We start from the raw sequence: 25,825 nt of genomic DNA, 5'->3' as shown, positions 1-25,825 counted from the left end.
CTGTCTATACGTCTTTTTGTGCTAACCTTGCGTAATGGCGCTTTATTGGCACAACAACGCACCGTATAATCGAGTTTTTATTTTCTTTTCTCACAGGAGAACGCACACGCATCATGACGGTTGAGGTTCAGGTTACCCCAGAGCAGATACAAGCTGTAGCCGATACGGTTCAGGTTCATAAATTTGGTGGCAGCAGCTTAGCTGATGCTTATTGTTACCGTCGCGTAGCACGCATTGTTACTGAATATGCTGGAGCCAGCGATTTAGTAGTGGTGTCAGCTGCAGGTGATACCACCAACCGAATTCTCGCCATTATTGATGCAAAGGCCGACGACTTAGGCGTCGCTGAAGTGCTCCTGAAGCAGCTCGAAAAATACCAACAGGGTCTTATCACTGAGTTGCTTAATGGCGATATGCAAGCGCGCGTGCTTAAGCAATCGCAGCATGATTTTAAGCGTTGGTGGGCATGGCTAAACGGCGAAGAAGAAATTACCCGCCGACCTGAGTTGTTGTCGTATGGCGAACTTTGGAGCGCCCGTTTGTTATCGGCGTTGTTGCAACAGCAAGGCGTCACTTCAGATTACATTGATGCTCGCACGTTCTTGGTGGCCGATGATGCTCCTGAGCCTCATATTCGTGTGCCCGTTTCGCGTGCAGGCCTGTTAAACCGAATTGCGCCGCACCCTGGCACTCGCTTTATTGTCACCGGGTTTATTTGCGCCGACCCTGAAGGCAATTCATTAATTCTTGGTCGTAACGGTAGTGACTATTCGGCTACGCTAGTTGGCAGCCTGATTGATTCTAAGCAGGTTACCATTTGGAAAGATGTTGCTGGTGTTTACTCAGCCGACCCACGCAAAGTTGAGCGCGTTGTTAGCTTGCCTATTTTAGATTGGCAAGAAGCTGAAGAGTTAGCGCGCTTGGGCAGCCCAGTATTACACCCGCGTACCTTCCAACCGGTAAACCGCGAGCGCATGGTTATCGCCGTGCGTTCCAGTTTGAAAGTTGAGAATCAACAAACACGAATTGGCCAGTACGAAGATACTGAACCCAAAGGCAAAGTGCTCACGTCGTTAGCTGACGTTGTTCTGTTCCGCGTTGATTTAAGTGATGCCAAATTAGTCCAGCAATTTGAAGATCTTGACCTCACGCCATTGATTAGCTGGAACGAAATTGCTCAGCATCATGCTTACTATGCGTATCACCAGAACCATTTAGAGTTTTTGGAACGCTGGCTGGAGCAGGTTGATAAAGCGGATCACGTGGTGCAAATGCAAGGTTACTCGATGATTGCCTTGGTAGGTAATCGCATTCAGGAAACCGACCAGTACAGCACCTTCAAAACCGAATTAAGCGCGCAGAACTTGCGCCGCTTGGCATTTTCGCCAGACAGTAATGCGGTCATCGCAATTCTTGAACAGAAACTCGATAATCGCTTACTCAATCGCTTGCACAGTCAGCTGTTTAACTATCGCCGTAGCCTTGGTGTGTTGGTGGTTGGTCGTGGCAACATCGGTAGCGCATGGTTGTCGCTATACCGCCGTCTGCGCGAGCGTATCAATGAGCAAATGGATGTACGTATTCTCGGCATCTTAAACTCAACCCGTATGTGGCTAGATTACAACGGCCTTGAGCTGGATGACTGGCAAGCGAGCTTCGATAAGTTCGCACGCCCATACGAGCTGAGCCAACTTATTCCAGAGTTACCAAATGCACCGTGTGATGAACTGGTGATGCTCGATTTAACTGATTCGGTTGCTGTGGCTCAATTGTATCCAAGCTTTTTTGCGAATGGGCTACACATTATCAGTGCGAACAAGCGCGCGGGTGCCTCAGGTGAGTCGCAGTACAATGAAATTCGTACCATTCAGCGTGAGTACGAGCGTGAATGGTATTACAACACCACGGTAGGTGCGGGCTTACCATTGAACTATGCGCTAAATGACCTGCGTAACTCGGGTGATACCATTCGCAGTATCTCAGGCATTTTCTCAGGAACCATGAGTTGGTTGTTTGAAAACTTCAATTCTGAAGTGAAGTTCAGTGATCTTGTGCGGGAAGCGAAGGCTCGCGGTTTGAGTGAGCCAGACCCGCGTGAAGACTTAACGTGCCAAGATATTGTCCGTAAACTGCTGATATTGGCACGCGAAATCGGCTTAAAGCTGGACTGGAAAGATATCGATGTCGAAAGCTTATTGCCCGAACAACTCGAGGATATTTCACTGGAAGAGTTTATGCAGCGTTTGCCCGAACTCGATGACGCCATGCATCATTTGTACACCGATGCACAGAAGACTCAGAAGGTACCGCGCTTGTTAGCAAGTTTTGCAGTACAAGACGATGACAGCGTTCGCGCCCGTGTCGGCATTGAGTACATTCCAGAAGGTGACATGCTGGCGAATTTAATACCAGGTGAGAATATTTTCGTGATTTATACCGACTGGTATCACGAAATGCCACTGGTTATTAGTGGCCCGGGAGCAGGTAAAGAAGTGACGGCGGGTGGCGTTCAATCAGACTTAAACCAGTTGCTGAGTCGTCTCAGCAACCGGCATCAGGGTTAATTCCTTACTTTAAGAACGTGAGTTAGAAAATCGAGTCGTCGTCACTGAAAATATCTTTTGACGACGACTTCGAATCCGCATACTCCGTTGGCGCAGTGCCCGGCAAGAAATATTCAAAACGCGTGGTATAGTCGTTCTTACGACTCAATTTACCGGTCGCTAAATCAATCCGCGCCATCACCAATCCAGGCGGCACTTGGAACGGTTCAACGGTGGCATCTTCTAGCGCTGTTTCCATGTAATCAATCCACATTGGTAACGCCGTTTTTGCCCCGCCCTCAGTACCTGAAATAGGCTGCTCGTCACTGTCTAAATTTTCATTCATCGTCGTGCTGCCAAGCGCACGTTCAAGGTTGTCAAAACCAACCCATGCTGTTGTCACCAAACCACTGACGAATCCAGAGAACCAAGTATCTTTCACGTCGTTTGTTGTACCGGTTTTACCGACGATGTTACGACCAGCTAAATCGATAATTGGCTTCGAGCGTTGAATACGCCATGCTGTCCCATTCCAGCCCGTGCGGTGTTGCCAACTACCACCCCCCCACACCGCTGAATTCATCGCTTCGGTAACCAAATACGCATTCTGTTCCGAAATTACTTGTGGTGCCTGCACCACTTCTCGCTGCTCGTCCTCACATAATACGCAAGCAACAGCGGGACGCGCGGTGTAAACAACTTCGTCATTGTTATCGACAATGCGTTCGATGAAATACGGATTGACCAAGTAGCCACCATTGGCAAAAACCGCATAGCCACGTGCGACTTCTAACGGCGTCATCGATGCCGAACCAAGAGACAATGATTCGTTACGCGGTAATTCATCCATCGCAAAACCAAAGCGGGTCAAATATTCAACCGTGGTATCAATACCCATTGCCCGCATCAGACGCACCGATACAACGTTTTTCGACTTAGCCAAGGCTTGGCGCACTCGAATCGGACCTTCATAAACATCTGGCGAATTCCGCGGACGCCAAGCAATACCACTTCCAGGGTTCCATTGGTTGATAGGTGCATCGTTCACTAACGTTGCTAGGGTAAAACCATTTTCTAGCGCCGCTGAATAAATAAACGGCTTGATGTTCGAGCCGGCTTGACGTTCGGCCTGAATTGACCGGTTGTATTGGCTAATGGCAAAACTGTATCCACCCACGGCTGCCGCAATACTGCCGTCTTGTGGGCGCAAAGAAATAATCGCACCACTTGGTTCTGGTACTTGCGCTAAGCGAAGTCCTTGCTCGGTCGCTCGTATACGAATCAGCTCACCAGGCGCCAATACATCAGCCGCTACTTTGGGCGCCGGGCCTTGACGATCGGCATGCATATAAGGGCGTGCCCAAGCAAGCCCAGACCATGGTAATTCGCGTGCTTCGCCACTGGCGGTTAGAACTTGTGCGGATTGCTCAGAAACGCTCAAAACAACTGCCGGTACGGTTAAACCAATCGATTCTTGTTCGCGCAAAAATTCACGAATGGCATCAAGCTCCCAAGCTTCGTCTTCTGGCTGCCATAACACTTGCTCGGCACCACGGTAGCCATGACGCTCGTCGTACCCATGCAGATTCAACTGCACCGCACGTTGCGCCGCCCGCTGTTGCTTCGCATTAACCGTTGTATAAACTTTAAAGCCAGAGTTGTAAGCAGCATCTTCACCGTAGCGCGCAACCATATCGGCACGCACCATTTCCGCCAAATACGGCGCACTCATGGTCACTTCTGCACCGTGCAAACGCGTATCGATTGGCTCGGCTAACGCTTCGCGATATTGGCTCTCTGAGATAAAGTTTTCAGCGAGCATCCGGCCAAGCACAACTGCGCGGCGTTCGCGCGCACGCTCTGGATTCGAAATTGGATTCATCGTGGAAGGTGCTTTTGGCAAGCCAGCGATCATCGCCATTTGTGCCAACGTGAGATCTTGTACCTCTTTCCCGTAATAAACTTGCGCCGCAGCGCCAACTCCGTGGGCGCGATGACCAAAGGTAATCTTATTCAGGTACAGTTCAAGAATTTCGTCTTTGCTCAGCTCTTTTTCCATTCGCAAAGAAATAAACGCTTCTTTTATTTTTCGCGTCCAGGTTTGCTCAAAGCTCAAGTAAAAGTTTCGCGCTAGCTGTTGTGTGATGGTACTACCACCCCCTTGAATTTCGCCAGTACTAACTAGTAGTGCGAAAGCGCGAGCAACACCAATCGGATCAATTCCAAAGTGGTCGTAAAAACGTTGATCTTCGGTGGCGAGAAAAGCATTGATAAGTGGTTGAGGAATATCTTCTAATTGCAGAGGAATTCGACGGATTTCGCCAAATTGCGCAATCATTTCACCATCAGATGAATACACTTGCATTGGTGTTTGCAAACGCACTTCTTTGAGTTCTGCCACACTCGGTAAGTCGTCTTCCCAATAGAAGTACAATCCAACCACGGCAATGGAGCCGAAAATAGCTAATGCCGCACCGACGCCAAGCACCCACTTAAAAATCTTCAAAGACAGCCCCTTTTTTCCTTTCGACTATACTGTTTTACAGGTTGCGCAATTTACGTTCATATTATAGAAAGATAAGGACAGAAACGTAATGTTTATTTAGATAGTGCAAAGAACTTTGCACAATGCTTACCTTTCTGCTTAATATGAGGTTCGGCATAGAACAATTTTAATAATATAATGCCATAGAAACCGGTCCAATTCAGGGGAGCATTATGGGGCTATTTGGTCTGGGAAAAAAGCCAGGTCTGGGAATTGATATCGCTTCGGATGCAGTAAAGGCTATTGAGCTTGTGCCTAGCGGCGATACTTACGACATTACACATGTTGCTGAAGTATCACTACCGAAGAATTTAATTACCGACGACGAAATTTCAGATATCGAGAAACTTGCGAAGATGATTACGCAGGTGCGTAAGCGTATGGGCAGCACACGGGTCGCTGTCGCTGCTGTATCAGGTACGCAAGCAATATCAAAGCAAGTACCAATGAGTCTCGATTTAGATGATGAAGCGATTGCTGAGAAAATCGAAAGCGAAGCTGAAGCACTTATCCCGTTCCCCATCAACGAAGTGCGCTATGACTTTGAAAGCCTCGGCGAGCATCAAACGCTTCCGGGACAACAACGCGTTTTAGTAACCGCTACCCGAACCATCAGTGTCGACAGCCGCGTACAGGCGCTTGAAAGTGCTGGGTACAAGGTTGCCATTATGGATGTTGATAACCAAGCCATTGCGCGCGCTTGCGGTCATTTGTTGCCGCACATGCACCCAGAAGTGCTCGAGAGCAAGCTCCCGTATTTGATTCTCGATATTAGTACCAGTGCAATACAAATTATTGTTGTTCATCAAGGTGAAGTGGCCTTCCACCGGCCACAGTCCGGCGGCTTAACACCGTTGCTGAGTGCACTCGACGAAGATGGTAGCATCGACCATGGCGAAATTATGGCGAAGCTGCGCTCAGGTGATATTGACGATTTCCCTACCCTGATTATTCAAGACTTTTTAAGCAACTTGTGGAACCAAGTTAGCCGTAGCGTCCAAATGTATCAAAGCAATGCTGCGGACAAGGGCTTCGCTGCAATATTACTGATAAACACCGGCGCCATGCTACCGATGATTACGGAAGCTTTGAGCGAGCAAGTTGAGTACCCCGTACATGCGCTAAACCCTTTTGAGCACTTTATTTTGCCAAGTAAGTTTTCGCATCTACAAAATCACGGGCCACGATTTGTTGAGTCGATAGGCCTTGCGTTACGGAGTTTTGCAACATGGCACATGTAAACCTACTCCCGTGGCGCGAAACCGCACGCCAACGCGCAAAAACCCGCTTCGGCATTCATGCTGGTATTGCGGTTGGTATTGCTGGAATTATTTTTGGCGCCGCGTATATGGTCATTGGCGACTACAAGAGTTACCAGCAACGCCGTAATAACTTCTTGCAATCACAAATTCAAATTCTTGATTCGCAAATTGCTGAAATCAACAGCATTAATAAGAAGAAACAAGAAATTTTAAACCGCATCAAGTTGATTCAATCGCTGCATGAAGATCGAAACACAGCCATTACTATCTTTAATGAATTAACCGAACGCACACCAGACGGCGTGTATCTGCATTCACTTGAGAAGCGTGATTTGCAGTTGATTATTAGTGGCCGCAGTATTTCCAATAATCGGGTTTCCGAATTTTTACGTGATTTGAAATCGTCGTCCGTGTTCGCTGATCCCGAACTGCGAAACGTGGTTTCGGCCAGTTTTGGCTCGCGTGGTCGCGCCCGTGGCGCCGATGCGAATTCCGATTACGATGCATTTTCATTGGTGGTAACGATTGTTCCACCAACAACCACGGAGGCGAAAAAGTAAGATGAGTATGGATAGCCTACGTGAATTAGATATCAACGAGTTGCCATTTTGGCCGCGCCCGTTCCGCATTGCGGTATTGGTTATTATTGCCATTGCCGTGCTTGGTTTAAGTTATCACTTTATCTTGGCCGACGAATGGGCAAATTATAAGCGTGAAGTCGCAAAAGAATCACAGCTCAAACAAGATTATCAAACCAAGTATCAAACGGCGGTGAACTTGCCGTTGTATCGCGAACAACTTGAGCAACTTAATAGTGACCTCGAAACACTTTTAGCCATGCTCCCGAACGATGATGAGACGCCTAAATTACTGGACGACATTAGTCTGATTGGGACGAAGAGTGGTTTACGTTTTGATCGCATTGAATGGTTGATGCCGCAGCCGCGTGAGTTTTATACCGCGCTACCAATGCGTATTGAATTAAAAGGCGCCTACCATCAAATCGGTGACTTTGTTGGTCAAATGTCGAGCCTCGATCGCATCATTAGTGTCAAAGATTTCAAAATGCAACTGCAAGACGATGAGGGCACTTTAAGTTTATCGATTAACGCCGAGACTTATCGTCAGCAAACGTTGAGGGCACAACCATGATGAAAAAATTGCTTGTGTCAGCGGCTGCTTTTGGGTTTTTGGCAGGTTGTGCGCCAACTGGGCATCAAGATCTTGAACAGTTTACTGCTGAGGTTCAGCAAACCGCGAAACCCGGTATTAGCCCGCCTCCTGAATTGCCTGAGCTAGAGCGTATTCAATACACCGGGGCGGATATTCGTAATCCATTCCAGCCAACACCGCTGCGTGACAATGCAGCGCAAGCGTCTGGACAAAACTGCCCGCAACCAACTCTCGGAACCCCGAAAGGTAACCTACAGGGCGTTGCTCTTGACCAACTCGCATTGAGCGGTACGATGCGCTCCGGAGATGGCCAGCTCGTGGCACTGGTTGTCTCCAACGAGGGTAAATTATTCCGCGTACAACGTGGTGATTTCATTGGCCTCGATAACGGCCGCATCACCGCTATTACTCCACAACAAATTTCGATTCGTGAATGGTTAGCTACCGGCGACGGCTGCTGGCAACAACGCGACGTATCGTTAACCTTGCTGAACTCGCAAAGGAGCTCGAACTAATGAAGCACTTAATCCGTACCTTTTGTCTACTGCTGTTGATGCCCCTTGCGGTATCGGCCAATGAGCTCTTACGGGTTGAGCAGATTGCGCTGAATAAAGATCGTTTTAATCTTGAAGCGCATTTTTCAAAACGTGTCGAGTCACCAGTTGTTACCCGTAGCAGTAATAAAAATCTCCACGAGTTTTTATTGCTCGGCACCAGCGCTGACATGCCAGATGGCCGTTTAGATCTGCCAAACCACCCTTTGCTCGATTATGTCGAAATTGAACAGCAGCGCGAAGATCTCATGCTTCGCGTGTATACCAAGAAGCCTCTTGAGAACCTCATGAGCCGATTTGGCGAAGTCATGGTGTTAGTATTCGTCGCACCAAAAGATGGTAGCGAGCCGGCACAATCGACCGCGAAAGCAGCTGCCGATAAGCCGACAGCAAGCCAACCGGCAGCGACCCAGTCGACCCCGGCTAAGCCAGCTAAGCCAGAAGCAACGAAAGAAGCGGATAGCAAGCCGGCGCCAGCGAAACCAGAGCCAGTGAAACAGCAAGCCGCTAAGGAAACAGCGCAGCCTGCTGAACAACCACGAGCTGAGGTTCGCACCGATAGCAAGCAAGTGCCGAAAAAAACTGCCGTGACGAACATCAATTTCTTCCGCTTATCGAATGATGTTGGTCAAGTTAGTATTGCCTTGAACAAAGACAATGTTGAGCACGAAGCGCGTATGCGTGGCAACGATCTTGAGCTGATTTTGTATGACACAGAACTGCCAGAAGACTTGTTGTATGTGCTTGATGTGAGTCAATTTGCAACGCCAGTGGCTTATGTTGAAACGTTCCGTGATGGTCGTCATAGCCGCATTAAGATTGCTGGTAAGCGTAAATTTAAACACCAGCTCGAGCAAATTGATGGTTATTTACGGTTGAACTTAGCTGAAGCACCACAAGTAGATGCTCAAGAAGCTCAAGCGGAATCGAGCCAGAAGCCGATTTCATTGAATTTCCAAGATGTTCCGGTTCGCCAGTTACTGCAAATTTTAGCTGACGAGAACAACTTAAACTTGGTCGCCAGTGAATCTGTTCAAGGTAACATCACGCTACGTTTAGAAAACGTGCCGTGGGAGCGTGCGCTTGAAACCATCTTGCGCGTGAAAGGTTTGGACAAGCGTTATGACGACAACATTCTAATTGTTGCGCCAGCTTCAGAACTTGCCCAACGCGAAGCCGAGCAGTTAGAAAGTCGCCAGCGCATGCAAGATTTAGCGCCTTTGGAAAGTTCGTACATTCAAATCAACTATGCCAAAGCAGACGAGATTGCACAGATTCTGCGTACTGATAGCTCAGATTTATTATCAAGCCGCGGTGCAGTGACTGTCGACGAGCGCACCAACACATTGCTAGTGCGCGATACGCCAGAGCAAATTGAAACCGTTAAAGCCATGGTTAACGTGCTTGACGTACCGGTAAAACAAGTAATCATCGAAGCTCGTATGGTGACCGTTCGTGACAATATCAGTGACGAGCTCGGTATTCGCTGGGGTATCACTGAACCGACTTTAGATACCTCTGTTCCGCCACCGTGGGGTACTGGAACTAATGTTACCGGTGACTTCAATGTGAACTTACCAATCGCATCACCTGCGGCCACTATCGGCTTCCAGGTTGCAAAACTCGCCGATGGCCGCTTGCTTGATCTTGAGTTATCGGCACTCGAGCGAGAAAACAAAGGTGAGATCATTGCTAGCCCGCGTATCACCACGGCGAACCAGAAAGAAGCTTACATTGAACAAGGTACCGAAATTCCTTACGTTGAAAGTGCTTCTTCAGGTGCAACGTCAGTTCAGTTTAAGAAAGCCGTGTTGGGCTTAACTGTGACACCACAAATCACGCCAGATAACCGTGTGATACTTGATTTGGTTATTACTCAAAACACCCGTGGTGAAACCGTCAGTACACCAACTGGTCCTGCGGTATCCATTGATACGCAAGAAATTAGCACGCAAGTGCTCGTTGAGAACGGTGAAACAATTGTATTGGGCGGTATTTATCAGCAACAAATCTTAAACGACATTTCAAAAGTGCCATTGCTGGGTGATATTCCTTACGTTGGCGTGTTGTTCCGTACCGACAGTCAGGTTAATGAAAAGCGTGAATTGTTAATTTTCGTCACGCCACGAATTGTAACGAATACGCCGTAAACCTTGCTTATGTAGCTGTGACTTGCGATAATCGCGCATCTTTTTGGTTGGGTAAAGGAAGGTCTTGAGACACTCCGGATTCCGTGAGTCACAGCTAGTTAAATAAGTGAAGTAACACATCAATATGGCTGAAAAACGTAACATTTTCTTAGTGGGCCCTATGGGCGCTGGTAAAAGCACAATCGGGCGACAACTAGCCCGCCAACTCCATCTCGAATTTTTTGATTCTGACACCGAAATCGAACGCCGCACTGGCGCCGATATCGCTTGGGTGTTTGAGTTAGAAGGCGAGGAAGGTTTTCGCGCACGCGAAGAAAAAGTTATCGAAGAACTGACAGAAAATACCGGTATTGTGTTGGCGACAGGCGGCGGTTCTATCTTGAGCAAAGAAAGCCGTAATCGACTTTCGGCGCGTGGTGTGGTGGTGTATCTACAAACTACAATTGAGAAGCAACTCGCCCGCACGCAGCGTGATAAGCGCCGGCCATTGATTGCTGAAGCAGACAATCCGCGCGAAGTGCTTGAGAACCTCGCAGAATTGCGTAATCCACTGTATGAAGAAATCGCTGACATTGTGGTGCGTACAGATGAACAAAGCACCAAGGTCGTGATTGATCAAATTATCGAGAAAGTAGGTTTATAACTTACCCAGTTTTTAATGTCGGAGGCGCTCATGCAAAACACCACACAGCAAATCATCGTGGGTTTAGGTGAGCGCAGCTATCCTATCGATATCGGCGCTGGATTACTTTCGCGAACCCCGTTATTCGAGCAACTGCCACAACAAATTTTACTCCTGTCGAACACCATCGTTGAGCCACTTTATGGCGACAAAGTACGCGCACAATTACAGCACCACACCGTGGTGACTCACCTCATTGAAGATGGTGAAGGCGCCAAAAGCTTTGCTAATTATGAAGCCGTGATGGACACTCTGATTCGCCACAATTTTAACCGCGACTGCGCCATTATTGCGCTTGGCGGTGGCGTTGTGGGTGATTTAGCTGGCTTTGTAGCGGCGACGTATCAACGTGGCGTCGCTTTTTATCAAATTCCAACCACGCTGTTAGCGCAAGTCGATTCATCGGTTGGTGGCAAAACCGCGATTAATCATGCGGGCGGCAAAAACCTGGTAGGTGCCTTTTATCAACCGCGAGCCGTGCTCATTGACACGGATTGTCTAACAACACTGAACGCACGCGATTATGCCTGCGGCTTAGCCGAAGTGGTGAAGTATGGCATCATTGCCGATGCGGAGTTTTTTGCCTGGTTAGAAGCGCATCAGAACGAGCTCAATCAGCGCGATGCGGCAGCACTCACGTACGCGATACAACGCAGTTGTGAGATTAAAGCTGAGGTTGTTGCGGCTGATGAACGCGAGCAATCGGTGCGCGCACTCCTAAACCTTGGCCACACCTTTGGGCATGCCATTGAAGCAGCTCATTATGAAAGCTGGAAACACGGTGAAGCGGTTGCCGCTGGCACCATCATCGCCGCTTATCTAATGCACCAGCAAGACCGCCTCAGTAGCAATGATTTCACCCGCATCGAAACACTATTACAGCAACTGAATTTACCAGTGCGTGCACCACAAATGCCATTAGAGCGCTGGCAGACCTTCATGCAACGTGATAAAAAAGTACAAGCCGGTGTGGTTCGGTTAGTGCTACCAACAGCTATTGGACAAGCCTGTCTTGAACCTTGGTCAGATTGGCAAGCGCTTGGTACCGCTATTGCGGCCATGAGCCACCCCGACGCACATAGCCCTTTATTATAAAATGAGCCGAGTAGCATGACGAAGCAGCGCGCCTTTCTGAAATGGGCAGGCGGTAAGTACAACCTCATTGAGTCAATCACCGCGGTTTTGCCTGAAGGCAATAAGCTGATTGAGCCATTTGTTGGCGCTGGCTCGGTATTTCTTAATACCGATTATCCGAAATACTTACTCAACGATGTGAATCCTGACTTAATCACACTGTTCAAGTTTGTGAAACGTCGTCCCAAGCGCTTTATTGACGATGCCCGTAAGCTATTTAGCATGGCAAATAATACGCCTGAAGCATACTATGCGCTGCGCCAACAATTTAATGCGAGCTCCGATCCGTACGAGCGTTCTTTGCTATTTTTGTATCTCAATCGCCATGGCTATAACGGCTTGTGCCGCTATAATTTGTCGGGGCAATTTAATGTGCCATTTGGACAGTATCAGCGTCCTTATTTTCCGCAGGCAGAAATCGAATTTTTCGCTGAAAAAGCACAACGCGCCACCTTTACCTGCATGGGCTTTGAACAAGTGTTTCGCCGCGCGCGAAAAGGCGATGTGGTCTACTGCGATCCACCCTATGCGCCGCTCAGCTTAACCGCTAACTTTACCAGTTACGCTTGTGGTGGCTTTGGTATGGATGACCAAACAGAATTAGCACGTCGTGCCGAACATACGGCGAGAAAACGAGGCATTCCGGTGGTGATTAGTAATCATGATACTGAGTTTACTCGGTTACTTTATAAGAATGCCGAATTAGAAAGCCTGCAAGTGGCACGGTTTATAAGTCCTAAAGGCGACAGCCGCGGAAAAGTCGCCGAACTCTTGGCACTGTATCAGCATGACCGCAATAATGTCGTCGCCCTTACTCCGAAAATAGGGCCTGAATTACGGAAGCGTTTACGATGAACTGGCAGTTAAAGGCTTTTGCAGAACTCACGACCACCGAGCTTTATGACATTATTCAGCGCCGCGAGCAGGTGTTTGTGGTTGAACAGACCTGTCCTTATTTAGATGCCGACGGCACTGATGTAAACGCCCTGCATTTATGGGCCAATAGCGATACCGAAACAGTCGTTGCCTACGCTCGTATATTTCTTGGTGAGGGTGGTGATGGCTACAGCCGTATCGGTCGTGTTCTCACTGCACAGTCAGTTCGTCGTTTAGGTCTCGGTCGTGAATTGATGCAACGCGCACTTGACGTTTGCCACACTTACACACCAACACTGCCAATTCGCTTGGGCGCACAAGTGTATTTGCGGGCGTTTTATGAAAGTTTTGGTTTTGTTGCTATTAGCAAAGAATACTTAGAAGATGATATTCCGCATATCGATATGGAACGTCAGCCATGAGCGACACCCCATCCGACAGCACCTTCGTTCTTGAACAAAGCGCGGAAGGGTTACAACTGCGTTGGTTGGACCAACCGAAAATGCACCCGCTACGCATTGATTTCTTAACCGGTAAAACCGCATTTCGTGCCGCGCAAGCGCGCATCAAAGACGAAGCGATTGCGCGTGCGTGCGGTCTGCACAAGGTGAAAAACCCAAGCATTTTAGATGCAACCGCAGGATTGGGCCGCGATGCCCAAGTATTAGCGCAATTAGGCGCAACTGTCGGCTTAAACGAACGGCACCCCATAGTCAAACAGCTACTCGCTGACGCCTTAGTGCGTTTGCACCAAGCCATGCCAGAGTGGCAGCATCGACTATACTTGGTAGACGTTAGCAGCTTAGACGAGATTGCAGACGACAGTTTTGACGTGGTTTATTTGGATCCGATGTACCCAAAAGGTGATCGCAAAGCCAAAGCAGCCGTAAAGAAAGACATGCAAATGTTTCAACAGCTCGTCGGTGCCGATGACGACGCCGACGAGTTGTTGCAACCTGCGCTACGAATAGCTCGTCAGCGGGTGGTTGTAAAACGCCCCCAGCATGCTGACTTTTTAGCTGGTGTTTCACCGCATGCCCAAGTGGTAAGCAAGAAGCACCGCTTTGATCTTTATTTTCCGGAGCAACATCATGATTAAAACGAATGACAGAATTCCAGCAGGTACGTTAACTGCGCTTGGCGATGTGGGTATGCAACAATTTAACCCGGCGGAATTATTTGCCAAAGGCACGCACATTTTATTCGCCGTGCCGGGTGCATTCACCCCAACTTGCTCTGAAAAGCATTTACCAAGCTTTGTGAAGCACGCCAATGATTTGCGCGCACAAGGCGTACAAACCATTGCTTGCGTTGCGGTAAACGATGCTTTTGTGATGAAAGCTTGGGGTAAAGCACTGAACGTTGATGACAGCGTGATGTTGTTATCAGACGGTGATGCTGCTTACCACCAAAAATTAGGTTTAACAAAAGAAACCGGTAGCTTCGGTGGCACACGTGCTGAGCGCTATGCCATGGTCATTACCGACGGCGTGATTACCCACTTATTTGTTGAAGACGAAAAAACCTACGGCGTCAGTAGCGCTGAGCACGTGCTCGAAGCCCTACAAGGTTAATGCCGTGTCGCAGTCTGCCGTACATGATGTGATTGTGATTGGGGCCGGCGCAGCTGGCTTGCATTGTGCGGCAACTGCAGCAAAGCGTGGTCGACGGGTACTGGTCCTCGACCACGCCAAGCAAGCCGGTAAGAAGGTTTTGATCTCGGGCGGTGGCCGCTGCAATTTCACCAATATGTACGCTAGCCCCGAGAACTATCTCTCCGAAAATCCGCATTTTTGTAAATCGGCACTGAGCCGCTATACCCAGTGGGACTTCATTGGATTAGTGAACGATTACGGCATTGCTTATCACGAGAAGACTCTTGGCCAACTGTTTTGCGACAACAGCGCCAAAGACATCGTCAATATGTTGATGCAAGAGTGCAGCAAGCATGGCGCTCATGTGCAATTACGCACCGAAGTACTGAGCGTCGAGCACTCAGCGGACGGCTATTTTGTGAAAACCTCCCAAGGGCTTTTGCAAGCTGAGAAAATCGTTGTTGCGTGTGGCGGGTTGTCGATGCCAAAACTCGGCGCAACCCCACTCGGTTATCAGCTCGCCGAACAATTTGGTCACCGTATTGTGCCCGTGCGTGCTGGACTAGTGCCGTTTACCTTGCACGAAGCCGACAAACAGCGCTATGCGGAACTCTCTGGGCTCTCGGTCGATGTCGTTGCCAGTAACCAGCGTGCCAGCTTCAAAGAAGCCATGTTGTTCACCCACCGCGGCGTATCAGGTCCTTCTATGCTTCAGATATCATCGTACTGGCACCCTGGTGAGTCAATTGAAGTAAACCTGCTTCCGCAGGATGACGTGTTCGCTCAACTCAACGAACTACGCCAAAGTCGACCACGCATGAGTTTGCGCACCGCCGTTCAAGAATGGTTTCCAAAACGTCTCGCACTCACCTTGTGCGAGCAATATCAGTGGCCCGATAAGAATCTCGCCGACTGCAATAATGCGCTACTTCAACAAGTGGCAGATACCCTGCACCAATGGCCTTTAAAACCGAATGGCACCGAGGGCTACCGTACCGCAGAAGTCACTCTCGGTGGCGTTGATACCAATGAAGTGAGTTCGAAAACCATGGAAAGCCGCTTGCAGCCAGGCTTGTATTTCATTGGTGAAGTCCTCGATGTCACTGGTTGGTTAGGTGGCTACAACTTCCAGTGGGCGTGGTCGAGCGGCTGGGTTTGCGGCGAGAGTTTGTAGTCTCTCTAGGGTTCGTTCTTCCAACATAAAATGCTTATCGGTGATCTACCCCCTTCAGCTTTCAGTACTATACTCAAGCTCTGAGCAGTGATTTGACCCATTCGGTGGTGGAGGAAGTTCTATGAAAAAGTCTATTAGTTTATTATCGGCACTCGTACTGTCCGCGTTATTGTCTCCTACAGCATTAGCGCAGGAAGAGAAAACCGCGTTAGTGCCGTTACCTTCACTTGATGATTTTACCCGCGGTGAAGATGGTTGGGCGGTCGGACTTGGCCTCGGCATTGAATATGAATCAGCTTATGAAGGTTCCGATGAATTCGGCTTCGAAATCGACCCTGCTGGTGCCGTGCAATGGCGCAAAGGTAACAACATTTTCTACTTTGCGGGCGAAGCATTAGGTTGGCGCGGTCTTCGCAATGACGTCTGGTTATTTGAAGCTACCGTGGGTTTCGATGAAGGCCGCGAAGAGGCTGATTCGGACGACGGCCGCCTGAATGGCCTCGGCGATTCGGATGAAGGCGCTGAATTTGTCTTGCAAGCACGCCGGGCGTTTAATGCTGACTGGCGTTATTGGCTTGATGGTCGCATTATCGCCGGTGAGGACGGCAATATTGGTCTATTCGGTGTAGGGCGTCGTTTCGGTGAGCAAAATGATGGCACCGGCTCTGAATTAGCCGTTGTTGCGGTTTACCACGATAGCGATCGGGCCAATAAAGATTTTGGCATTACCGCAGCGCAATCTGCCGCATCGGGTCTGCCTCAAACAAACCTAAGTAGCGGCATCCGTTCAGTTGGATTGCACTACAATTATCGCCAATATGTCGCCGAAAATTGGTTGGTTTTCGTTGAGGGTCTTTATGAGCACTACCTTGGCGATGTTGCGGATAGCCCAATTACCCGGAACAACTATGAAGCAGAATTAGGCGTCGGATTTATTTACTTGTTCTAAACTGCGATTAGCATAGGTACCTCAGGCTCGCAAAGTGCAAAGCACTTTTGCGTTCCTGAGCGGTTTTAAAGGGCGCGAGCGCGAAAGCGTTTGCCCTTAATTTTATCGTTATTGATGAGGTTGAGCGCGTGCTTGGCAGCGCCCTGTTCAACGGTAACAAACGCCCAATTACTCTGAACTTTTATTTTTCCAATGTGCTGCATGGTTAACTTATTATCGCGCGTCAGTGCGCCAACAATATCGCCAGGCCGTAGTTTGTCTTTCTTGCCACCACTTAACTGCAACGTCACCCAGCCTGATTGAAGCGGCTTACTTGCCGCTGATGCTGTCGGTAATGGTTGCAGGCGAATCGGTTCAGCAAAATCATCTTCTAACAGACGTAGTTTGTAGTCATCTTGCGCACCGACTAAGGTAATGGCCAAACCCTCAGCGCCCGCGCGACCGGTACGACCAATGCGGTGGGTGTGGGTGTCTAAATCATGTGCAATGTTCACGCTAATCACTAAATCGAGCTCAGCAATATCGAGCCCTCGCGCAGCAACATCGGTTGCCACTAACACGCGCGCACTTCCGTGGCTGAATTGCACCATGGTTTGATCACGATCTTTCTGCTCAAGATCGCCGTGGAGCGCAAGTGCGCTAAAACCTTTACCAATAAGTTTATCGGCAATTCGCTGTGCTTCCGCTTTGGTATTGCAAAACACCATGCAGTTTTGCGGCTGCTGGTTCAATAAGATTTGCTGCACCGCATACGCCGAATCGGTGTCATCTAATTGGTAAAACACTTGGCTTATTTTAGCTTGGGTTGGCGCTTCTGCTACTTTGAGCAGTTGCGCATTCTTCGATACTTGTTCAGCTAACTGTTTAATACCCTTTGGATAAGTCGCACTAAATAAAAGGTTCTGACGGGAATTCGGCGTTTTCGCCACAATTGCACGAAGCTCATCTTGAAAGCCCATTTCGAGCATTCTATCGGCTTCATCTAACACCAAGGTTTGCAGCTTGGCGAAGTTCAAACGGTTTTGATTTAAGTGATCAAGTACACGTCCTGGTGTTCCCACTAACACATGAGCACCATGCTCTAACGACGCAATTTGATTCCGCGTCGGCACGCCGCCACAAAGCGTCAACACCTTAACGTTAGCCATGTTTTTAGCGAGCTTACGAATCGCTTCAGCCACCTGCTCGGCCAGCTCGCGAGTTGGGCACAGCACTATAGCTTGTGGCGCAAATTCGGTCACTTCCAGTTTGGCTAGAATTCCTAACGCGAACGCAGCAGTTTTCCCAGACCCTGTTTGTGCCTGCACCACCACATCATCACCACGCAGTAGCAACGGCAAGCTCATTGCTTGAACCGGGGTCATCTGCTGATAGCCCGCCTCGTTTAGGCTTTTTAGAAGTTCATCGGTAAGGCCAACTTCTGAAAATTGTGGAGTGGGTACGGTTTTTGACATGGTGGGATTCTTCTTAATCGGGTAGCGAGGCGCAAGTATAACAGAGATGAACGGATTAAATGCTTAGATTTCTCGAATGGCGTGTGCCCATAGTTTTGCAGCTTTCGGCGATGGGTGAAAGCCATCCTCGGCCATGTAATCGGGCTCAAACGGGAGATCTAGTGCAAGATACTCGCAATTATTTTGTTCGCAGTGACGTTGCAATGCGTTATCTAAACGACGTGCCTGCTGACCTATAAACCAGCGCAGCGGCTGCGGTAACGCTGGGAATTTGTGCATGGGTGGCAAGGCCGTAAACACAATACGTTTTGCACGGCGTTGTTCGCGCAAATGCTGAGTAAGTGCCTGCAAATCGTGACGCCAATCAGATAAAGCGGTGCGCCGAGTGACATCATTCACTCCCGCCGAAATTAACACCAAATCAAAAGGCTCGGTTTCAGGTTGTTGCTGAGCCAACTGCAAAATACCGGCGCAGGTTAAGCTTGATTGCGCCCATAATTGCCAGTGAACTTGATAATATTCCGCCGCTCGAGCGACGAGATGACCACACACGGCTTCTTCTTGTGTGTTACATCCAACGCCTGCTGCAGCGGAATCGCCGAGTATAAGTAATCGAAAACGGTTACTTTTTCCCTGAACACCCGCACGAGCGCCAGCCGCTTCCGGCAAACGCAGTGTATTTTTTCGAACTTGACGCCCCTGCCATATCAACAGGGGCGCCAGCAGCACTAATGCGAGTTTTTGTAGCATTATTGGTTTCGCGCTATTGCGCGACCACTTGTTGAACAATTTTCTTCAGCTCAGCATATTCCACATAACCCGGAATGGTTTGTCCGCCAACCATAATTGCCGGCGTGCCGCGTAGCTGAAAATCAGAGAATACCCGATAGTTACGTTCGATAATGGTTGGCGTAGCTTTCGGGCTGTCTAGTTGCGAGCGAGTTCCTGTTTTGCGCGCAATTTGCTCCAGTGATTTGCCGGTATGCAACCCATTCTTTTTATAGAGAAGGTCGTGTACTTCAGCAAATTGTTCCGGCTGGTTTTGCCAAACATTTAAGGCAAAATTAGCTGGATTCAACTTGCCACCCTGCACACTTTGCTGACGCAGCGGCACCAGTACGTTTATCACTTTTACCTGCGGGAACTCGTCCACTAGTTTCTGCAAATGTGGCTCTAAACGTTTGCAATAAGGGCAATCATAGTCGGTAAAGACAATAACGGGTACATCACCGTTTTCTGCACCAAACCAAGGGTGCGCATCATCGTTATCGAGTAGCCACTTCCCATGCTCGCGCTGCGCCTGCTCGGCAGTTTTTTTGCTTGAAATGTATTGCTGCAAGCTATTTAAAACGCTTGGAATAACTTCAGGGTTTTGCTTCAGTAACTCGTTAATTTGCTCAAGCTGTTGTGATTGGTTTGCTGCTTGTTGCGCACTGACTGCAACACTGACAAAAAACAACAACGAAAATACTGTGCTTAAAAGGTACTTCATAACTTCTCCAATTTTTGCATGAATTGCGCCCAAGTTAGACGCAACCATAAACCCACCGGCGTTGAAGCGCCGCTGGTATACGAAACAATTTCGCCGTCAGCAACAATCACTACCGTTGGCGTAGCGTTGATTTGCCAGCGACGTGCTAACTCACCGGTGTTATCGTTTACTGTGGAAAACTGATAATCATGGTGCTGCAAATAGCTTTTTACCCGAGCATCATTGCCGGAACGAATGGCGATACTGATTACTTCGTGCTCATCCGCAAGCCAATTGATGGATGGCGAAACCCAGTCGCACACTGGACACCAAGTTGCCCAAAAGTACAACAGTACGGGTTGCTCATGACTACGCGCAAGAACATCGTGCTGCTGCTCGTCGATAGTCACCACCGAGAGCGTCTCAATTGGACCTGACGGCAGGCCACGACTGCGCCAACTATCCACCGCGAAGCTAATGGCAATAAAGAGGGCAAGGTAAATGGTTAATTGCTTAAGAAATTTCATTGGCGCGCCTGCTCGATTGCTTTAAGTACCGCTTCATCGGTAAGTATTACTGGTAACGCAATACCGTTCGGCGCACCTGGTCCATAAACCTGATTAAACGGAACACCATAACGGTTGTAGCTACGCAAGTAATCAGTGATTTGGTCACTTGGTCGCGTCCAGTCCCCCTGCATCAGAACCATGTCGTCAGCACGTAACGCACTAGCTACCGGCTCTTGCAACAACACACCGATTTTATTGGCTTTACAGGTCACGCACCAATCGGCCGTAACATCTACAAATACCACTTGCCCTTGCGTAACGGCGCTGGCAATGGCGCTGGGTTGCAGTTGTTTCCAAGCATGTTCCTCAAGTTGCTTAGGATTGCTTGTCCAACTACTAATCAGCAAACCAACACCACTTAGTAAAAGCGTGCCAGCGATGGCGCCGATCACACCAGCTTGCCCGAATCGACGGTAAGCCAGTAGCAGAGCCACTAACACAAATGCCGCAACAATGAATGTAAACACGCCTGTGCTGACGTGGTTGCTCAACAAGCTAATCAACCAGGCCGTGGTGAGTAACAAGAGCAACGCAAAAATCCGATTCACCCACTTCAGCCAAGGCCCCGGTTTGGGGAGTTTCATTGCCACACTTGGCCATACGGCAACAGCTAGCCACGGCAATGCCATACCAACACCTAACGCTACAAAAATTAGCAGTAGCTGTAGGTTAGATGCAGCTAGGGCAAAAGCCACTGCGGTTCCTAAGAATGGCGCCGTACAGGGTGTCGCCAGTAGCGTAGCGAACATGCCTTGAATAAAATGCCCGAGCGTTGATTGGTCACCTCGGGTTGCTACCCATTGCTGCATGCCCTGCGGTAACTGAATAGTCCACAAGCCACTCACTGACAGAGCAAACAAACCAATTACCAGTGCCATACCACCAATAAAATACGGGTTCTGGAATTGAATTCCCCAACCAATAGCGTGCCCGCCTAGCTTCAATAGCATTAGCATAATCGCCAGAATGACGAACGAGGTGATGATACCAAGTGCTGAAGCGATAAATTGACGACGTACTTGGTTACGCTCGCGCTCGGCTACAATCACCGACTGCAGCTTTAACCCCAGCACCGGCAATACACACGGCATAATATTCAGAATAAGGCCACCCAGCAATGCCAACGGCAGTATCATCCACCAGCTTGTAGACACCGCAGATGGTTGCACGCTACCAGCAATAGCTTCGGCGCTCATTTCTGCACGAATCAGCTCATCCGCTATGGTCACCTGGAGTGTCTCTCCAGTTAATTCAGGCTGTTCGAGCCAATGCGAAATTGCAAACTTTGCGGTTAGTTCGTTGCCTTGTTGCGTCTGCTCTAATAGCTCAATGGTGAGGTCGGCGTAATCTTCGCGCAGGCTATCTACGAAAATACGCGGTTGTTGCCATTGCTCAGTATTTGTCACCGTTACCGCTAACTGCTGCTGTGACGCCGACCAAACCATGTCAGATACAGTCAATTGCGGGTGGTCACGATGGGGCAACGCGCTTTGCGCTTGCTCATAGGCAAATAACCCATCCATGTCGGCATTCAACTTACTTGGGGTGAAGCTGAGGGCGAGTGGAAAGTCAGAGATCACGCAGATATTGGTGCAGCTGGCTAATGTCAGCAATCCTTCTAATGCCACTGGCTGTTGCCAATCTTCCACACTAATTTGCAGCGGGAAATTGATATCACCTTGGTAACCAACGGTTTCGATGCCCTGCACGTCAAAGCGTTCAGGCACTGGAAAGCGCCACGAAACATCGGTGATATTGGTGGAGTCAGCTTGCCAAGCCAACTGTGGTGGCACCCCGCCTTCACCTGGCGTTCGCCAATAGGTTTTCCAATCATCCGCAAGCTTCACCTGCAACAAAGCAGCTACTTGCCGTTGTTCAGGATTGGTTTTTCCTGGAATCAGCAACCGCACCTGAACTGGTGGGTGCTCTTCGAGTTGAATCCAATTCGTTGCAACTTGAGCCTGGGCACTAGCATTTAGTAGCCATAGCAGCATCGCAGCCAACCAGATTTTTAAAATATTCTTCATATAGTTATCTCATGTATTCATTCATACGTATCGCACATGTTGAGGATGTGCGCACAGAGCTAAATAATGTCTGTGTTATTCATTGAATACACAAAATAAAAGGTGGGGGCGACGTCGCCGGTAGCCTGGCGGCGCCTGGGAGTAACCAATAAAAAAGTGTCGAATAATGACCAGTAAGACGATGCCGACAAACAACGATACTGCAGCGCCACCATCCAAGATATTCAGGTGTGCTTGTTGCAATAACTGCGACGAACTATCGCACTCGGCCACCAAAACGGTGTTATCGATATCACCAGCCGTACTAGCTTGGTTATGATGTTGCGATTGCGGACAGCTTGCTGCGACCCAGTTACTTTGTTGGCCCCAACACAAAAACAGCACGCAAAATACCGCCATTAAGGCGGCAAAAGCACGTTTTTTGTCAGTACCAAATCGCAACATAAACCTCGTAACTAATATCTAATATCGAAGAGCTAATATCGCTCTTGCTTTTCAACTGGCGCCCATACCGCCGTCGACGCGATATTGGCAACCCGTAATAAAACTACTTTCATCAGACGCCAAAAACAAAACTAAGTTCGCAACGTCAATCGGCTCACCATAATGCTGCATTGGAATGATTTGTTCAAATTGACTTTGCACTTCTTTACCGTGACCAGGATTCATCGCCTCTTCAATAGCTCGCATCATGCGCGTATGAATGGGTGACGGATGCACAGAGTTAATGCGCACGCCAGATGGCGCTACCTCCAATGCGGCCGACTTAGTCAAGCCAACGACCGCATGCTTCGATGCAACGTAAGGGCTCATGTTGCCAAAGCCGTCCAAGCCCGCCACAGATGACATGTTGATAATACTACCCGACTTCGCCTTGAGCATGGATGGTAAGACGTACTTCATGCCAAGGAAAACGCCGCGAACGTTCACGGCCATCACGCGATCAAAGTGCTCTGCAGTTTGTTCATGAATCATTGCAGGTTTGCATTCGATACCAGCGTTATTCACGAGTACATCGATACTTCCAAAATGGGCTAACGTAGCTTGAACAAACTTTTGCACGTCCGACTCACTTGATACATCAGCAGCGACACTATAGACACGTTCAGCGTGCCCAAGCTCTTTTTCAGCAGCGTCTAAATCGGATTGGTGTAAGTCGACGAGACAAACTTTTGCGCCTTCGCGCAAAAATAATGCAGCGGTTGCAAGGCCAATGCCGGCGGCACCGCCGGTAATAATGGCAACTTTATCTTCAAGACGGGGCATCGCACACCTCCAGTTTTCGTATATGTGCGATCAACTATAGATTAATTTCTGTGCAGTTTTATGATCATCGCTAAGTTTTTTGTCACTGCTTTCTCGTTACCAAAGCAGCGCAACAATGCCGAGTAGAATAAACACTGCGGCAGCAATATAGCGCGCCAAATCGAGTGGTAACCTTTGCATTAGCTTAGCGCCTAACAATACCACTGGTACATTCGCTATCATCATGCCGAGCGTTGTGCCTAGAGTGACCGCGACAACACTGGTGTATTGAGCCCCAAGTACAATAGTAGCCACTTGTGTTTTGTCGCCTATTTCAGCAATAAAAAATAAAACGGTGGTAGCAATAAAGGCGCCGTATTTACGTACTTCATTATGCTCATCATTGTCAGGCTTATCGGGAATTAGTACCCACAAACCTACGGCAATAAAGCACACCGCCACGATATAAGTCGCCATTTGTTCTGGCAACACACCCACAATCCAACTGCCAAACCACGCCGAGACGAAATGGTTTAATACCGTCGCCACAAAAATACCCGCAATAATCGACCATTTGTGGCGATACCGCGCCGCTAAAAACAAGCTTAGCAATTGCGTTTTATCGCCTATTTCAGCTAGGGCAACCGTGAGAGTTGAGGTGAGGAATGCGTCCAAAATATGCTCCTTGTGAGTCGGCGCGCATTTTATCGGCAATAGACCAGATCATCAACAAAGTATCTAACACGGCTTTGCACCGCCTTTACAAACTGGAGCGGAATAATGTGAGCTCATCCATCGTTATCGAGGTGTCATTACGACATAACGGAGGAATCATTATGAAAACCGTATTTAATTTAAACGTCATCGCCTTATCACTTGCTTTAACTTCAGGTGCGGCTTTCGCCCAAGACGCTTCTGTCAGCGCAAATGCTTCGGTTGCGGCGCAGCAATCAACGTCAGCAGAGGCCGACAACAATCGTGTTGAAGCTGATACCCAGATTTCTGCCAATGCGAACGCAAGTGCTTCAGCGCAAACACCGCAGCCATCAATGGAAGATGATGCGCCAGTCGAAGGTGAACAGCCGGAAGATGATCAAGCAGAAGAAGCTTCGGAAACCAGCGGTGAGTTGTTGGCTGATGCTGAGCAAGATCTATCAGGTCAAGCTGATGCCTCACTTGAAACCGTTAATGGCGTGCAATCTGACGTTGTTAGCACCGTAGATGCAACAGCGAACGTTGCACAACAGACTGCCGGTACTGTCACAGCAACAGTCAATGACACGGTTTCATCAACGGTTTCAGGCGCAATCGAAACGGCTTCTGAGGCTGCCGTGACCGACAGCGTTAATGACACCATTAACAGCTCAGTGGAATCGACCGTTGATGCAGCGGTACGCAATACCATTCGCGGCAACATTGGTAACTAAGCTCGCCTGATTAACCCTGACGACATGGAGCTAGCCCTGCGCTAGCTCCATATTTTACTCGGAGGAATCACCATGAAAACATCAACTCTAATTCTCACTGTAGCTACCGTTAGTTTATTGCCTCGTATTGCCGTCGCAGAAGAACAAGGTTTTAGCTGGCAAGGTAAGCTTGAAGCGGGCTATTTGTACGATAGTAACGTGACGGTGCGTGAGCTCGATACCACCACGAATGAATCCGATCAGGCAGCACAATTAAAAGGGAGTGTGTCGCTGAAATGGAACCCCTGGGCCAACTTGAATTTCAATACCGGTATTAACCACAGCCAAACTCTGTATCAATCACAGGATGAATTTGATTTAGCCATTACCACCATTCATGGCGATTTATCTTATGATTTCAGTGAGATCACCGTGGGCGTAAGTCGTCATGATGCTACGGCAGATCTTGCTGACCAAGCTTTTATGGATTACCAACAAGATGCGTTTTATCTTGCTCGCTTGTGGAGCTCACGTTGGTACTCTCGAATTGCGATTCAAGATATTGACAAATCGTTTAACCAAGTGCCCGATCGCAACGCAACTGCGCAGGCTATCGCGGGCGATATTTATTGGTTTACGCCATCGGCGAAGAGTTTTGTGATGATTGGTTATACCTATCACGATGAAACCGCGACGAACCCTGAGTTGAGTTATCAGGAACCGCAGTATCGATTAACTTGGCAATCACAAACCACCGGCTGGGGTGGTGAGCATACCTGGCAAGTTCAATTACAGTGGCAGCAACGTGATTATGCGGCGCCAATGCAACTTCTGGATGGTGCCGCACGTGAAGAGCAGCGTTTGACTGCGCGTGCACAGTGGAATATTCCGTTGGCTGCGGCGTTGAAGCTGACGCCATCGCTTGAATATGTGGATAACCAATCGAACTTTGCCGACGTGGATTATGATGAGACCCTAGCCGGCATTAAACTGAGCTATTCGTTTTAAGGCGGCGT

At 48.8% G+C, this 25,825-nt stretch carries 25 protein-coding genes; 16 read left to right on the top strand and 9 right to left on the bottom strand.

Translation table 11 applies throughout. The features are described from left to right. Positions 1-113 precede the first annotated feature (113 nt). The gene (gene metL, locus CWI76_RS08935) at positions 114-2,564 is read left to right on the top strand and encodes a bifunctional aspartate kinase/homoserine dehydrogenase II (RefSeq protein WP_126760004.1); all 2,451 of its coding nucleotides are present in this window, start codon (positions 114-116) and stop codon (positions 2,562-2,564) included. A 22-nt stretch (positions 2,565-2,586) separates the two neighbouring features. On the opposite strand, the gene CWI76_RS08930 is transcribed toward metL, so the two are convergent. After that, positions 2,587-5,049, bottom strand: a complete 2,463-nt coding sequence (locus CWI76_RS08930) for a penicillin-binding protein 1A (protein ID WP_198678600.1) — start codon at positions 5,047-5,049, stop codon at positions 2,587-2,589. A 212-nt stretch (positions 5,050-5,261) separates the two neighbouring features. Between CWI76_RS08930 and pilM the strand changes: the two genes are divergently transcribed. The 13 genes from pilM (at position 5,262) to CWI76_RS08865 (ending at position 16,637) form a co-directional block, all read left to right on the top strand. After that, positions 5,262-6,329 carry a type IV pilus biogenesis protein PilM gene (gene pilM, locus CWI76_RS08925; RefSeq protein WP_126760003.1) on the top strand — a complete coding sequence of 356 codons (1,068 nt, stop codon included), beginning with the start codon at positions 5,262-5,264 and terminating at the stop codon, positions 6,327-6,329. Next, positions 6,317-6,910, top strand: coding sequence for a PilN domain-containing protein (locus CWI76_RS08920; protein ID WP_126760002.1), 594 nt, complete (start codon positions 6,317-6,319; stop codon positions 6,908-6,910). Before pilM ends, CWI76_RS08920 begins: the two co-directional genes overlap by 13 nt. A gap of 1 nt (position 6,911) precedes the next feature. After that, the gene (locus CWI76_RS08915; protein ID WP_126760001.1) at positions 6,912-7,502 is read left to right on the top strand and encodes a type IV pilus inner membrane component PilO; all 591 of its coding nucleotides are present in this window, start codon (positions 6,912-6,914) and stop codon (positions 7,500-7,502) included. After that, a complete protein-coding gene (locus CWI76_RS08910; protein ID WP_126760000.1) occupies positions 7,499-8,038 on the top strand; it encodes a pilus assembly protein PilP in 540 nt (179 codons plus the stop codon). The genes CWI76_RS08915 and CWI76_RS08910 overlap by 4 nt, the downstream gene beginning before the upstream one ends. Further along, positions 8,038-10,227: a type IV pilus secretin PilQ gene (locus tag CWI76_RS08905; protein ID WP_241967998.1), complete on the top strand. Its 2,190-nt coding sequence runs from the start codon at positions 8,038-8,040 to the stop codon at positions 10,225-10,227. Before CWI76_RS08910 ends, CWI76_RS08905 begins: the two co-directional genes overlap by 1 nt. A gap of 124 nt (positions 10,228-10,351) precedes the next feature. Next, the gene (gene aroK / locus CWI76_RS08900; RefSeq protein WP_126759999.1) at positions 10,352-10,870 is read left to right on the top strand and encodes a shikimate kinase AroK; all 519 of its coding nucleotides are present in this window, start codon (positions 10,352-10,354) and stop codon (positions 10,868-10,870) included. Between the two features lie 30 nt (positions 10,871-10,900). Beyond that, positions 10,901-12,004 carry a 3-dehydroquinate synthase gene (gene aroB / locus CWI76_RS08895; RefSeq protein ID WP_198678599.1) on the top strand — a complete coding sequence of 368 codons (1,104 nt, stop codon included), beginning with the start codon at positions 10,901-10,903 and terminating at the stop codon, positions 12,002-12,004. Positions 12,005-12,019: 15 nt separating this feature from the next. Continuing rightward, the gene (locus tag CWI76_RS08890; RefSeq protein WP_126759997.1) at positions 12,020-12,898 is read left to right on the top strand and encodes a Dam family site-specific DNA-(adenine-N6)-methyltransferase; all 879 of its coding nucleotides are present in this window, start codon (positions 12,020-12,022) and stop codon (positions 12,896-12,898) included. Beyond that, on the top strand, positions 12,895-13,341 hold the full coding sequence (locus CWI76_RS08885) for a GNAT family N-acetyltransferase (protein WP_126759996.1): 447 nt from the start codon (positions 12,895-12,897) through the stop codon (positions 13,339-13,341). The genes CWI76_RS08890 and CWI76_RS08885 overlap by 4 nt, the downstream gene beginning before the upstream one ends. Beyond that, the gene (locus tag CWI76_RS08880) at positions 13,338-14,018 is read left to right on the top strand and encodes a class I SAM-dependent methyltransferase (protein WP_126759995.1); all 681 of its coding nucleotides are present in this window, start codon (positions 13,338-13,340) and stop codon (positions 14,016-14,018) included. Before CWI76_RS08885 ends, CWI76_RS08880 begins: the two co-directional genes overlap by 4 nt. Continuing rightward, complete coding sequence (locus CWI76_RS08875; protein ID WP_126759994.1) at positions 14,011-14,493, top strand: peroxiredoxin; 483 nt, start codon at positions 14,011-14,013, stop codon at positions 14,491-14,493. Before CWI76_RS08880 ends, CWI76_RS08875 begins: the two co-directional genes overlap by 8 nt. Before the next feature lie 4 nt (positions 14,494-14,497). Beyond that, positions 14,498-15,688, top strand: coding sequence for a BaiN/RdsA family NAD(P)/FAD-dependent oxidoreductase (locus tag CWI76_RS08870; RefSeq protein WP_126759993.1), 1,191 nt, complete (start codon positions 14,498-14,500; stop codon positions 15,686-15,688). 121 nt (positions 15,689-15,809) lie between these two features. After that, entirely contained in the window at positions 15,810-16,637 is an 828-nt protein-coding gene (locus tag CWI76_RS08865) for a MipA/OmpV family protein (protein WP_126759992.1), read from the top strand. Between the two features lie 65 nt (positions 16,638-16,702). Here the strand turns inward: CWI76_RS08865 and dbpA are convergent, their stop codons facing one another. The 8 genes from dbpA to CWI76_RS08825 form a co-directional block, all read right to left on the bottom strand. Next, entirely contained in the window at positions 16,703-18,091 is a 1,389-nt protein-coding gene (gene dbpA / locus CWI76_RS08860; RefSeq protein WP_126759991.1) for an ATP-dependent RNA helicase DbpA, read from the bottom strand. A 63-nt stretch (positions 18,092-18,154) separates the two neighbouring features. Further along, complete coding sequence (locus CWI76_RS08855) at positions 18,155-18,841, bottom strand: SGNH/GDSL hydrolase family protein (protein WP_126759990.1); 687 nt, start codon at positions 18,839-18,841, stop codon at positions 18,155-18,157. A gap of 13 nt (positions 18,842-18,854) precedes the next feature. Then, positions 18,855-19,583, bottom strand: a complete 729-nt coding sequence (locus tag CWI76_RS08850) for a DsbA family protein (protein ID WP_157980824.1) — start codon at positions 19,581-19,583, stop codon at positions 18,855-18,857. Beyond that, positions 19,580-20,089 carry a protein disulfide oxidoreductase gene (locus CWI76_RS08845; RefSeq protein ID WP_126759988.1) on the bottom strand — a complete coding sequence of 170 codons (510 nt, stop codon included), beginning with the start codon at positions 20,087-20,089 and terminating at the stop codon, positions 19,580-19,582. Before CWI76_RS08845 ends, CWI76_RS08850 begins: the two co-directional genes overlap by 4 nt. Then, entirely contained in the window at positions 20,086-22,158 is a 2,073-nt protein-coding gene (locus CWI76_RS08840; RefSeq protein ID WP_198678598.1) for a protein-disulfide reductase DsbD family protein, read from the bottom strand. The genes CWI76_RS08845 and CWI76_RS08840 overlap by 4 nt, the downstream gene beginning before the upstream one ends. Positions 22,159-22,233: 75 nt before the next feature. Further along, on the bottom strand, positions 22,234-22,602 hold the full coding sequence (locus tag CWI76_RS08835; protein WP_126759987.1) for a hypothetical protein: 369 nt from the start codon (positions 22,600-22,602) through the stop codon (positions 22,234-22,236). 51 nt (positions 22,603-22,653) lie between these two features. Continuing rightward, on the bottom strand, positions 22,654-23,424 hold the full coding sequence (locus CWI76_RS08830) for an SDR family NAD(P)-dependent oxidoreductase (protein WP_126759986.1): 771 nt from the start codon (positions 23,422-23,424) through the stop codon (positions 22,654-22,656). A 96-nt stretch (positions 23,425-23,520) separates the two neighbouring features. Further along, positions 23,521-24,078 (bottom strand): TMEM165/GDT1 family protein, encoded by a 558-nt coding sequence (locus tag CWI76_RS08825; RefSeq protein WP_126759985.1) that lies wholly within the window; start codon positions 24,076-24,078, stop codon positions 23,521-23,523. 161 nt (positions 24,079-24,239) lie between these two features. Here CWI76_RS08825 and CWI76_RS08820 point away from each other — a divergent pair, with 161 nt between their 5' ends. Further along, positions 24,240-24,830: a hypothetical protein gene (locus CWI76_RS08820; protein ID WP_126759984.1), complete on the top strand. Its 591-nt coding sequence runs from the start codon at positions 24,240-24,242 to the stop codon at positions 24,828-24,830. 72 nt (positions 24,831-24,902) lie between these two features. Beyond that, the gene (locus CWI76_RS08815) at positions 24,903-25,817 is read left to right on the top strand and encodes a surface lipoprotein assembly modifier (RefSeq protein WP_126759983.1); all 915 of its coding nucleotides are present in this window, start codon (positions 24,903-24,905) and stop codon (positions 25,815-25,817) included. The last annotated feature ends 8 nt before the right edge of the window (positions 25,818-25,825 follow it).

It is taken from the genome of Pseudidiomarina marina, from assembly GCF_003987045.1.
Lineage (GTDB): Bacteria > Pseudomonadota > Gammaproteobacteria > Enterobacterales > Alteromonadaceae > Pseudidiomarina > Pseudidiomarina marina.
The sequence above is the reverse complement of the archived record's forward strand: the minus strand, read 5'-3'. Positions and strand labels throughout refer to the sequence as shown.